The sequence below is a fragment of the Desulfonauticus autotrophicus genome (assembly GCF_055381725.1).
In genome coordinates this window covers 2148343-2159884 of sequence record NZ_AP042395.1, presented here as the reverse complement: position 1 = coordinate 2159884, position 11542 = coordinate 2148343, and the positions used below count along the sequence as shown (strand labels likewise).

The window sequence follows — 11542 nt, the reverse complement described above, 5'->3', positions numbered from 1 at the left end:
TTCTTTTTTTCTATTCCTTTATATCTACCAATATAAAAAACCATTACCTCCTCCTTAAATTAAAATATATTTTCCCAAACCTACACTTGTATTTTTCCCTACATGCAAATACTCTCCCAACACTAAAAAAGGCCAAAAAGAAGAAATATCTCCTGTAAAACTTATCTTTCCAACTAACCCCCCAATGGGTATCTTTTGTTTTTGTCTAGTAGAAAACCTACTTAAATTAACCCAAATGGTTTTATCTTCTATAACTTTTATTTCTTGTGATTTAGTAATTAAATCTGAAAATTTTTCTACTTCTAATTCATCTTCTTTAACCTTGCAATGAAAATAAGCAAGAAGTGAAATTCTACGCAATAAAGAACGAAAAATATCCTGAAAAGTTAAGTTTTCTCTTATTATCTTACTATTCCTTTGCAGTTTTAGCGGAGTAACAAAATTTAAGCTTAAATCAATCTTATCAGATTTTACTTCTTTTAAATCCTGTAAGCTCAAAGGGGTCACTTTTTTAATTTTGGCTTCTTCATAATTAAAGACTTCTTTTCCCAAAACACTCACCCCTTGGAGAGTACACTTACCTTTGTGTTTGCCCAGACCGGCTTTACCCAATTCATTCATAACCAAAATAAAGTAGGGCAAATATTCTATAGCCTTGCCAATTAACACCATCTCCACTTCCAAGCATTCACCTGCCTTTACCAATCTATGCCTGCTTAAAGTCGGACATAGTACAAAAGGATGTGGGACATGCTCATATTTACGCATAATCTGAGCATCTTTAGGCCTGGGAGTCTCAAAGACATAAGCATACGCACAGTTTGAACTAAGCAAGCAATCTTTGCAATCTACCACAGACTTAAGCGCACAAACACTTTTCTTAAAAGTATACCCAAATCCACCTCTAAAGGTAGCTCCTTTATAGGCAGGCAAAAGGACCTCTTCTTCTGCCTTAAACTTAAACAATAAAGGTAAAAAGTATATCTTTTTTAACCACTCCATTAGGTATATTCCCAAAATAAAAAATTTATAACCCAGTATAAAATTATAAAACAAAGGTCAACAATATAAACCTATTTTTTATACTTCAGCTTATAATCAAAAAGAAAAAAATTAGGGGGAAAATAAATATTTGGCAAATATTTATTTTCGAAAAAGGTGGGAAAATTCTGCAGAATAAAGACAGGAATTAAGTAGTTCCTGTTTAGGTATAACTAAAAATAAAATTTGTCGTTTTTGTTTAAAAAGTTTATAATCTTGAAGTAAATTTTTTAAATTGGAATAAATAATTTTTTCATCTGGCCAGCCTACTCTATAACCAATAACCACCAAACTATCTTCTGGATAGCCTGCTTGTAAAAGTTTTTTCTGTATTTCTGTTGCCTTAGTTGCAGATAGATAAATAGCCAGAGAGCTTTTACTTTGAGCCAGGCGCTCCAGATCTTGCTCCTCAGGGACCTTAGTTTTGCCAGAAACTCTGGTCAAAATGAGGGTTTGATTGGCTTCTGGAGAGGTAAAGGACACCTTTGCTCTGGCTGCCAGGGCAAAGGCTGCACTTATGCCAGGCACAATCTCATAGGGAATATTTTTTTCCGCCAAAATCCGGGTTTGTTCCCGGATGGTCCCATAAAGGCTGGGGTCTCCTGTGTGCACTCGCACCACCCTTTTGCCTTCTTTATAACCTCTTTCCAGCAAAGCAATTATTTGCTCCAGGGTTAAAGGGGCACTATTGACTATCTCTTTGGCCTTACTCTCTTCAAACAAGCTAGCTGGCACCAAAGAGCCCGCATAGACTATAAGCTCAGCTTCATCTATAAGTTTTTTAGCCTTAAGGGTAATAAGTTCGGGGTCTCCAGGCCCAGCGCCCACAAAATAAATAGGATAAGACATATGTTAAGCAACCATCATCTGCTGTAGTTGCAGAAAGCTTGCCTCAAGAGGGGAGTGCTCGTCAACATTCTGACGCAAATAATTGTTCATGGGGTCAATCAACTTTAGGGCCAAATCAATTTCAGCATTACTGCCTTTGGCATAGGCGCCTATATTTATCATATCTTCCACTCGTTTATAAGTGGCCAGCAAGGACAAAAACCTCTGCCCTGCCTTTAAGACTTCTTTGGGCGTGACATCGCTTCTAAGCCTGCTAATACTCTTTAAAACATCAATGGCTGGATAATGTCCCTGGTCTGCCAGCTCTCTGGTAAGCACAATATGCCCATCCAAAATGGAGCGTACAGCATCAGCCACAGGCTCATTAAAATCATCTCCTTCTACTAAAACTGTATAAATACCTGTAATAGTTCCTTTATTGGAAGTACCTGCCCTTTCCAACAGTCTGGGCAAATGGGCAAAAACCGTAGGAGTATAACCTCTGGTAGTAGGTGGCTCACCTGCTGCCAAACCCACTTCTCTGGCTGCCATGGCAAAACGAGTCACTGAATCCATCATCAAAAGCACATCCAGCCCCTGGTCTCGAAAATATTCAGCCACACTGGTAGCAGCATAAGCAGCCCGCATTCTAAGAAGAGGACTCTGGTCAGAAGTGGCCACAATCAAAACCGAGCGTTTCAGTCCTTCTTCTCCCAGGTCCTTTTCAATGAACTCCCTTACTTCTCTTCCCCGTTCACCCACCAGGGCAATAACATTTACATCTGCCTTGGTATATCTGGCCATCATGCCCATAAGAGTGCTTTTGCCCACTCCAGAACCAGCCATAATACCAACTCTCTGGCCTTTTCCTAAAGTCAGCAACCCATTAATAGCCCTAATACCCACATCTAGCGGTTCAGAGATACGTGGCCTTTCCAGGGGAGAAGGGGGATTGTTGTAAAGAGGATAAAAGGAAGAAAGGCTTATTTCCGGCCCTTCGTCCAAAAAATTGCCAAAGCTATCAATAACCCGGCCCAAAAGCTTTTTTCCCACAGGGATAAGCGGTGGATGGGCAGAGTTTTTAATCAAACTTCCAGGGGCAATGCCCCGCATATCTCCATAGGGCATAAATAAAACCCTGTTATCCTTAAAGCCAATTACTTCTGCTGGCAAAGAAGTACTCTTGTCTTCCGAAAGAATCTGACAGGTAGAGCCCAGAGCAGCCTTAATACCCTGGCCTTCTACCACCAGACCAATAACTTTACTCACCCGACCATACACTGTGGCCAGATCCATTTTATCAATAAATTCCAAACAGGAAGAGATGCGCATTATTTCAACTCAATTTTGGCTAAAATTTCTTCAACTTGTTTTAATCTGGAAGAAAGCCTGTTTTCCACCAGGCCATTACCATTTTCCACAATTACAGCACAGTCTTCTAAAGAAGCGTCTTCTTTGACCTGACAGACATTTAAGCTAGGATATTCTTTTTTTATACTCTCAAGTATTTCCAGGACCAACTCTTTGTTCTGGGGATTTATTTTAACCACCACTTCCTTTTTATTTTGAATGTAATCCACAGCTTCCTTTAAAAAATTTTCCAAAATTTTATTCTTTTCTTCACTTAAAACCACATAGGTTATCTTTTGAACGGCTTTGCGCAAAAGTAAAAGCAAATCTTCCTTATATTCCGCATAAATCTTTTGTTTTTCCTGCTCTAGAGAATCAAAAAAGGTTATCCACTTTTGAGCCAAGTCCTGTTTTAATTTGTCCAGCTCAGCCCGGGCCTGTTTTTGCCCTTCAAGATATCCTTCTTGAAAGGCCTTTTCCTTTATAGCCTTAGCTTCTCTTAAGGCCTGGTTTAAAATCTCCTTGGCCTTTTCCTTGGCCTTTTTTTTTGCTCCAGCTAAAACTCTCCTTTCTACTTCTTCAGGTGGAATATAGGTGGGTTTATACTCTACTTCTTCCACACTTTTGGTTTCCAACCCCACAATTACTTTGCCAAAACCAAGTTCTTTTCTAGACAAGGACATCTCCACCACCCTTACCGCCAATTACGATTCTGCCTTCAGCTTCCAGCCTTCTAACCACCTTTACAATATTTTGCTGAGCTGCCTCTACTTCTGAAAGCTTAACTGGCCCCATAATTTCCAAATCTTCTCTAATCATATTGGCTGCACGTTCAGATAAGTTAGAGAAAAACTTTTCCTTAAGCTCTTCAGACGCAGTCTTAAGGGCCAAGGTAAGGTCTTCATTACTAATTTCTTTAAGTACTTCTCTAACTGCCCTATCATCGAGTTGTAAAATATCTTCAAAAACAAACATAAGTTGTCTGATTTCTTCAGCCAATTGAGCAGATTCCTCTTCAATTTCACTCATTACTTCTTCTTCAATGCTTCTTTCTACAGCATTTAAGATCTCAGCCACAGCCTGGACGCCACCCACTTTCTTACCTTCCTTAGCTCCAATAGCTATAAGCTGACTCTGTAAAACCTTATCCACTTCTAAAAGCATATCCTCTGGTACAGACTCCAACTTAGCCAACCGCATTAATACCTCTGGCCTAACTCCAGGGGGAAGCTGAGCAATAAGGTCTGCTCCGTGTTCTGGAGGTAAATGACCAATAATCAAAGCCAGGGTTTGAGGATGCTCATTCCTTAAAATCTGAGCCAGAATCTTGGGGCTTACATTGGTAAGCTCTCTAAAGGGAATCTGGTCGGAATCCAGTTCTAAAGAATCGATTACATACTTGGCTGTTTCTTCATCCACTTTGCTCATCAGTTTCTTTACCACATCTACTCCGCCCAAAAGCATTTCCTTGCTTACAGTAAGGGCCTCATTAAACTCTTTTAATACCTCTTCAGCTGTTTCCTTGGGCACACTTTCCATTTCCACCATGGCTTTGGAAATCTTGGCTATTTCTCGCCTATCCAGGCGCTTGAATACCTCAGTAGTAAATTCTTCCCCTAGAGCTAAAAGCAATATAGCTGTTTTTTGGACTCCGCTAAGCTTATCGGCCAACCTGACTACCCTCCTCTTTTAACCACTTTCTAACCACTTTAAAGGCCCTGTCAAAGTCATCAGCAACCAGTTGTTTGGCCAAAGCAGCCTGGTCTTCTATGCGTTTTTGAACTTCCAGAGCCTCTCTTTCTTCAGGAGAAAGGTCTTCCAAGGCCAGAGCAGGTTTCTCTTCTGGAAGCTCTCCCACTTCTTCTATCTCTTCTTCTGTCACCTTGGGCTTTAAGATGGCCATAACTATTGGTCTAACCACCAGGAGAATAAAGAGCAAGACAATTAAAGTATTTAACAAGGGCTTACCAATAATGCGGAAATAGTTCAGGAATTTCTCCAGAAAAGAAGGACCCTTAGCTATTTCTGGAGCACCAAAGGAAAGATTACTGACTTCAATTTGATCTCCTCTAGCCCGATCATACCCAATGGCATTTTCCACTAAAGCCCGAATGCGATCCAGGGTAGCTGCAGGTAAAGGCTGGTAAACAAAATTACCCTGATCATCTTTTATATATTGACCATCTACCACCACAGCCACACTCAGTTTCTTTACCTCGCCCACAGGAGCAATGATCTGTTGTTCTTCTTTGTTGATTTCAAAATTGGTCAAAGAACTGGTTCTAGAAGTTTCCTGGGTAGTTCCTGTACCTGCTGTACCTGCTGCATTATAGGCAGGCTCAGGAGATCCAGCTTGAAAATTGGTAGTGCCTCGACTATTTTCTTCAGTTTTTTGCTCACTTCTGACCACGGCACTGTCAGGGTCGTAAATTTCCTTGTGAATGGTTTTGCGGCTAAAGTCTAATTCAGCACTTACCTTGGCAATAACCTTGTTTCTTCCTCCCACGATAGGAGCTAAGAGTTCTTCTATCCGCTTTTCCAGATTGCGTTGAAAATTTAACTGATATTCCAGTTGAGTGGAAGTAAGGCCTTCTATAATTTCTTCCTTGGGCTCATACAAAATCTTACCTCTGGTATCAGCAATAGTTACTCTTTCTGCTTCCATCCCGGGTACGCCAGTAACAATCAAATTGACAATACTTCTTATTTGTTCCTGAGAAAGGCTTGCACCTGGTTTTAATTTCAAGACCACAGACGCAGAAGGTGGCTCACTTTCTTCAATAAACAGACTCTTCTGCGGCATAACCAGGTGAACTCTGGCGCTATCTACCTCTGAAAATTCAGCAATGGTCCTGGCCAATTCACCTTGTAAGGCCCTTTGATAGTTTATTTTCTGGACAAAATCAGTTTGGCCCAATTTGTTACTGTCAAACAGTTCAAAACCCAATCCCTGACCATGTAAAACTCCCTGTCCGGCAATAGCCAGTCTTAAATTATAGACCTTATCCTCTGGAACCAAAATAGTGGTTCCATTGTCTTTTAGCTTATAACTTACCTTTTGTTTCTCTAAAATACTTACAACTCTTGCAGCATCTTCAGGATAAAGATTGGAGTACAAAACCTTATAGGTAGTACTTTGCACCAGCCAGATTAAAACAACTCCAACTACTATTAAGGAAAAAATCATCCCCCCGTACAGTATTTTCTGGGCTGTGGTGCTTTTATCCCACAAATTGCGGATCTGCTCTATACTCTTTTCAATAAAAGAAGGCATTCTTTTCTCCTAAATTAGAAAGTAAGGTGCATAATTTCTTTATAAGCTTCCAGCACTTTATTGCGTACAGCAGTAGTCATCTGCATCGCAATACCTGCTTTTTGTAAAGTTATCATAAGTTCGTGCACATTTTGTTTTTCTCCAGCAGCAAAGGCTTTTATCATGGATTCCTTCTCTTCCTGCAAATCATTAACCTTTTTTAGAGAATCTTTTAAAGTAGCTGTAAAGGAATCTCCCTCTGAAGAGGTTTTTTTAGATTTTTCTTCAAATAATTCCTGTGTTTGCAAGTAGGCTTTTAGCCCTAAAGGATTTATTTTGGACATAGCTTACCCCTCTAACGGCCTATCTCCAGGGCCTTGTTATACATGCTTTTCACTGTAGTAATCACAGAAACATTGGCCTCATAGGTTCTAAGAGTCGTCATTAAATTGGCCATTTCCTCTACCACATTAATATCTGGATAATAGACATAGCCATTTTCATCAGCATCTGGATGTCCGGGCTCATAGACCCGTTTTAAAGGGCGGTTGTCATTGACTACAGCTCTAACTTGAACTCCTTCTACTTCTCTATCTAAAGCAGAAGCCATTACTTGGGCAAAGGGAGTATCCACGGGCTTAGTCTCAAAAAGTACTGTCTTGCGCCTATAAGGGCCACCTTCTGGAGTTCTGGTAGTCTTCACATTGGCCAGATTCATGGAAATGACATTTAAATGAGTGCGCTCAGCACTGAGGCCAGAGGCACCTATTTCTAAAGCAGTCAGTAAATCCATTACTTAGATCCCTCCGTAATTACACTTTTCATTCCTTCAAAGCCCTTTTTCATTACCTGGGCCAGGGTATCATAAATCATGGCATTTTTAGCCATTAAAGCCATTTCCTTATCTAAATCTACGCTATCTTCTCCCTGAACCACTCTTGGCTCCAGACTCTTTAGTAAGGTAGGGCTAACCTTGTTGGGGTCAAAGGCAACGGGCAAGTGCTTGGGATTGGTCCGGGTTATACTCTTGTTCTCTTCAGCCTTGAGCATGGCTTGCAATTCCTCTTCAAACTCCACCTTTTTGGCTTTATAACCAGGCGTATTTATATTGGCCAAATTGGAAGCGACAATATTCTGACGAACCAGGTGTAAATCCATGGCCTTTTCCACCCAGTTAAAATGACTTGAAAAAAGGCTTTTCATAACCCACCTCACACTTTTTTGCACTATTTATTGCAACTTGCGTTCCAGCTATTCCCAGGCACCAAGTTACTTAGCTTCTCTTCTTTCAATCCCAAAAAACTTCTTCCCAGATAGACTGCAAAAACCAACCCTTTCATTAGATTCCTGGCATAAATGATGCATTTTATTAATCCGAGAAACCTTTTTCGGAGGAGAACCATGAGTAATTTAGATTATGAAATCAACAAAGAACTGGGAGAATGTTATTTGTTTATGGGCGAGTTGGATAAGGCCGAAGAATACTATGAAAAGGCCTGTTCTTCCAATGGAACACATGCTGATCCCTATTTGGGTCTGGCTACTATTTATGTCCAGAAGGGAGAGCTAGACAAAGCTAAAGAATTTTATCAAAAGGCCTTGGAAGCTGAAAAGGACAATGACAAACCCTATGCTGGTTTGGGGCTGTTAGAAGTAGAAGCCAACAACCAGGAAAAGGCCTTTGAACTTTTTCAACAGGCCCTCAAGTTAAACCCAGAAAACCTCATTGCCCTTTATGGCTTGGTACAGGCGGCCTATACTTTAAATAGGGTTAAAGAAAGTATTGCCTATCTGGAAAATTACTTAAAGTTGGACCCAAATAAGATTGAAATTAGGTATACTCTGGCGGGTTGTTTTTACTCCCTGGGAGAAAAAGAAAAGGCCCAAAAAGAACTGGAGACCATTTTAAGTCAGGACCCAGGAAATAAAAACGCTCAGGAACTGCTGGCCAAACTATAAGGTAAAACTTTTTTGTTTCTCCTCCCCTTAGGAATTTTCTGCCCTTTTGGGGCAGAAAATTCTTGCTTGGGCGGCCTTTTTTTGGCAGTTTTCAAGAAAAAAGGGGGAGAAATGGAAGTTTTACCTATTAAAAGAGCTATCCTAAGTGTTACGGATAAAAGCAATCTAGCTGAATTGGCCCGTTTTTTACAGGCTCAAGGCGTAGAAATTGTCTCCACAGGAGGCACCAAAAGAGTTCTAGAAGAAGCAGGGATAAAGGTAACTTCTGTCAGTGAAATTACCAGATTCCCTGAAATCTTAAACGGCAGAGTAAAAACTCTCCATCCCCATATTCATGCTGGGGTACTGGGAGACAAGGATAATCCTGAGCATGTAAAGACCCTACAGGAGCTTGCTCTGGATTTTTTTGACCTCATTTGCGTAAATCTTTATAATTTTGCCCAGGCCGTGGAAAACTCCCTTGATTTAAAGGCAGCCATAGAGCAAATAGACATTGGCGGTCCTACTTTACTTCGAGCAGGAGTCAAAAACTTTCATTCTGTCTGTGTACTTCCCCATCCTAAGTTCTATCCAGAATTTCAAAAAGAATGGGAAACCCACCAGGGTATCAGCCTTGAATTCAGGCTCAAAATGGCCGCCTATACCTTTGAAATGACCTCTAAGTACGACGCCATGATAGCCTCTTACTTACAAAAACATCTTTAAGGAGAACCGGTCATAGCCAGAGTTAGAGGAAATTTAAGCGGACTTAAAAGCAGCGAGGTCAAAGAACTCTCCCGTCTATATTCCAGGCGCTTTCCAGAAGATAAACCCTTTCGCAAAGAACAGGCCAGGGAACTGGCCTATTTAAGTCAAAAAATCAACAGACAGATTGGCCTGATTATCAACCGCAAAGGCAGCGTAGAAATGGTTATTGTAGGGGATAACAGGGGTATCCTTATCCCCTTTTTAGAAAAAGTAAGACATAATCAAAGCCGTTTAAGTGGTCTTAGGCTTCTGCATACCCACCTAAAAGAACAGGAACTGGACCAGGAAGATCTCATGGACATGATCTTTTTGCGTCTAGATAGTATAGAGGTCCTCACAGTAAGCGAAGAAGGTTATCCTAAATCCTATGCCTATGCCCACATATTACCTGCCAATAAGCAGGAACAAATGTATAGCATAAGTTCTCTTCTTCCCTGGGATCAGGCAGACTTCAATCCCAAAGAAGTAATAAAAAGCCTGGAAGAAGAGTTGGAACGAACCAGTGCCAAAACTTCAGAAGTACTAGAGGAAAACCGAGCTCTCCTTATTAGCGTAGACTCTGCGCCCAAAAAAGAACAGGAGGCTACCTTAGAAGAATTAAAGGCCCTGGCCCAAACTGCAGGGCTAGAAGTAAGAGGCTTTTTTATCCAGCAAGTAAAAAAGGTTAATCCTGCTCATATCTTAAGTAAAAATAAATTAGCAGAGCTGGAAGTACTTGCCCTGCAAAAGGAGCAAGTATCCTGGTCTTTGCCTCAGAACTTTCGCCATCTCAACTCCGCAACCTAACCAACATTACAGAGCGCAAAGTCATTGATAGAACCCAACTCATTCTAGACATCTTTGCTCAACACGCCCAAAGTAGAGCCGGGAAATTACAGGTGGAAATGGCGCAACTAAAATACACTTTACCCAGGCTAATTAAACAAAATAGAGCCTTAAGCAGGCTCACTGGCGGCATAGGTGGAAGAGGTCCTGGTGAGACCAAACTGGAACTGGATCGCCGTAAAATCAGAACTCGTCTCAATAAAATAGAAGAAGAATTAAATCAGATAAAAAAACAACGCAAAACTGCCCGCTCTTTAAGAGAAAAAAGCGAAATCCCCATTGTAGCCCTTATTGGTTATACCAATGTGGGCAAATCTACCCTTTTAAACACCTTAACCAAAAGCCAGGTATTGGCTCAAAATAAGCTCTTTGCCACTTTAGACCCTACCAGCAAGAAGATGCGCTATCCTCAGGACAGAGAAATCGTCTTCACCGATACAGTGGGATTTATCAAAAACCTGCCCCAAGAACTAAAAGAAGCCTTTTCTGCCACCTTAGAAGAACTCTATCCTGCCCATTTGCTCTTGCATGTGGCAGATGCCAGTCATCCCCATCTGGCCAAGCAAATTCAAGCAGTGGAAAATATTTTAAAAGATCTAGAGCTCCAGGATAAACCGAAAATCCTAATTCTCAATAAGTGGGATAAACTAGAAGAAGAAAGCAAAAACTTCCTGGCCAACCAATATCCTCAAGCAGTAAAAATCTCTGCTTTGCACAAGGAAGGACTGGAAGAACTGATGCAAATAATCTTTAGAAAACTTTTCTAAGCTTAAACCTTCTTACGCCAACTCTTTTCTGTGCCCGCAATAAGCCTTTCTATGTTTTCCCTGTGCTTAAAAATAACCAGCATGGCCACGACAATGGTCAAAGGAACATAGGCTATCTTAGGACTAAACACCAATAAAAGAGGCACAGTGGTTACAAAAATAATAGACCCAACTGAAACATAACCACTAATCCAAATAACCAGGGCAAAAAGAAGTAAAGCAAAGCAGGTAAAAAGAGGAAATAAAGCCAGGTACACCCCTAAAGTAGTGGCAACTCCCTTACCACCCTTGCCATAAAGATAGACAGAGTACATATGCCCCACAATACTAGCCAATCCAGTTAAGGATAAAAACCAGGGTGAATTGGAAAGATAATAGCCTGCAAAAACAGGCAAAAAACCCTTTAATAAATCCAGAGCCAAAACCAAAAGCCCATACTTTAGCCCACACAAACGAGCAATATTGGTAGCTCCAGTATTTTTACTCCCAGCCTTTCTGGGGTCTAAACGACAAAAAACTTGAGCCACCAGCAGTCCAAAGGGAAAAGCTCCCACCAAATAGGCCAATATCCACCACACCACATATAACATAACTCGCCTCAAACTTAACTTATTGATTTAATTAATTTTAAAATTATTGCTCTTTTAATTTATTTTTTTCTAACTAGATAAGACATTTCGAGTCAATACTTTTTTAGATTAAAAAGAAAAAAAGGCTTTGGCAACTAAAAAGATTAGAAAGAAAATCAAGATGTTAAACAAAAAAAGGGCTA

The 11542-nt window shown here is 40.5% G+C and carries 12 protein-coding genes and 1 pseudogene; 3 read left to right on the top strand and 10 right to left on the bottom strand.

Features of this window, described 5'->3' with window-relative positions; genetic code table 11:
* Window positions 1-54 precede the first annotated feature (54 nt).
* The 9 genes from cas6 to flgB form a co-directional block, all read right to left on the bottom strand.
* Complete coding sequence (gene cas6 / locus ACZ42F_RS12250) at window positions 55-1002, bottom strand: CRISPR system precrRNA processing endoribonuclease RAMP protein Cas6 (RefSeq protein ID WP_464279198.1); 948 nt, start codon at window positions 1000-1002, stop codon at window positions 55-57.
* A 141-nt stretch (window positions 1003-1143) separates the two neighbouring features.
* On the bottom strand, window positions 1144-1890 hold the full coding sequence (cobM, locus tag ACZ42F_RS12245; protein ID WP_029968035.1) for a precorrin-4 C(11)-methyltransferase: 747 nt from the start codon (window positions 1888-1890) through the stop codon (window positions 1144-1146).
* Window positions 1891-1893: 3 nt separating this feature from the next.
* Complete coding sequence (locus ACZ42F_RS12240) at window positions 1894-3201, bottom strand: FliI/YscN family ATPase (RefSeq protein ID WP_464279197.1); 1308 nt, start codon at window positions 3199-3201, stop codon at window positions 1894-1896.
* Window positions 3201-3896, bottom strand: coding sequence for a FliH/SctL family protein (locus tag ACZ42F_RS12235; RefSeq protein WP_464279196.1), 696 nt, complete (start codon window positions 3894-3896; stop codon window positions 3201-3203). Before ACZ42F_RS12235 ends, ACZ42F_RS12240 begins: the two co-directional genes overlap by 1 nt.
* A complete protein-coding gene (fliG, locus tag ACZ42F_RS12230; protein ID WP_464279195.1) occupies window positions 3889-4890 on the bottom strand; it encodes a flagellar motor switch protein FliG in 1002 nt (333 codons plus the stop codon). Before fliG ends, ACZ42F_RS12235 begins: the two co-directional genes overlap by 8 nt.
* Complete coding sequence (gene fliF / locus ACZ42F_RS12225) at window positions 4880-6493, bottom strand: flagellar basal-body MS-ring/collar protein FliF (RefSeq protein ID WP_464279194.1); 1614 nt, start codon at window positions 6491-6493, stop codon at window positions 4880-4882. The genes fliG and fliF overlap by 11 nt, the downstream gene beginning before the upstream one ends.
* 14 nt (window positions 6494-6507) lie before the next feature.
* Window positions 6508-6816: a flagellar hook-basal body complex protein FliE gene (fliE, locus tag ACZ42F_RS12220; protein WP_464279193.1), complete on the bottom strand. Its 309-nt coding sequence runs from the start codon at window positions 6814-6816 to the stop codon at window positions 6508-6510.
* Between the two features lie 11 nt (window positions 6817-6827).
* Window positions 6828-7265, bottom strand: coding sequence for a flagellar basal body rod protein FlgC (flgC, locus tag ACZ42F_RS12215; RefSeq protein WP_464279192.1), 438 nt, complete (start codon window positions 7263-7265; stop codon window positions 6828-6830).
* Window positions 7265-7675 (bottom strand): flagellar basal body rod protein FlgB, encoded by a 411-nt coding sequence (gene flgB, locus ACZ42F_RS12210; protein ID WP_464279191.1) that lies wholly within the window; start codon window positions 7673-7675, stop codon window positions 7265-7267. The genes flgC and flgB overlap by 1 nt, the downstream gene beginning before the upstream one ends.
* A gap of 198 nt (window positions 7676-7873) precedes the next feature.
* Here flgB and ACZ42F_RS12205 point away from each other — a divergent pair, with 198 nt between their 5' ends.
* From ACZ42F_RS12205 to hflX, 3 genes and pseudogenes are all read left to right on the top strand, one after another.
* On the top strand, window positions 7874-8431 hold the full coding sequence (locus tag ACZ42F_RS12205; protein ID WP_464279190.1) for a tetratricopeptide repeat protein: 558 nt from the start codon (window positions 7874-7876) through the stop codon (window positions 8429-8431).
* A gap of 111 nt (window positions 8432-8542) precedes the next feature.
* Entirely contained in the window at window positions 8543-9136 is a 594-nt protein-coding gene (locus ACZ42F_RS12200) for an IMP cyclohydrolase (RefSeq protein ID WP_464279189.1), read from the top strand.
* Between the two features lie 201 nt (window positions 9137-9337).
* Window positions 9338-10770, top strand: a pseudogene (hflX, locus tag ACZ42F_RS12195) (GTPase HflX).
* 2 nt (window positions 10771-10772) lie between these two features.
* On the opposite strand, the gene plsY reads toward hflX, so the two are convergent.
* Complete coding sequence (gene plsY / locus ACZ42F_RS12190; RefSeq protein WP_029965333.1) at window positions 10773-11360, bottom strand: glycerol-3-phosphate 1-O-acyltransferase PlsY; 588 nt, start codon at window positions 11358-11360, stop codon at window positions 10773-10775.
* Window positions 11361-11542 lie beyond the last annotated feature (182 nt).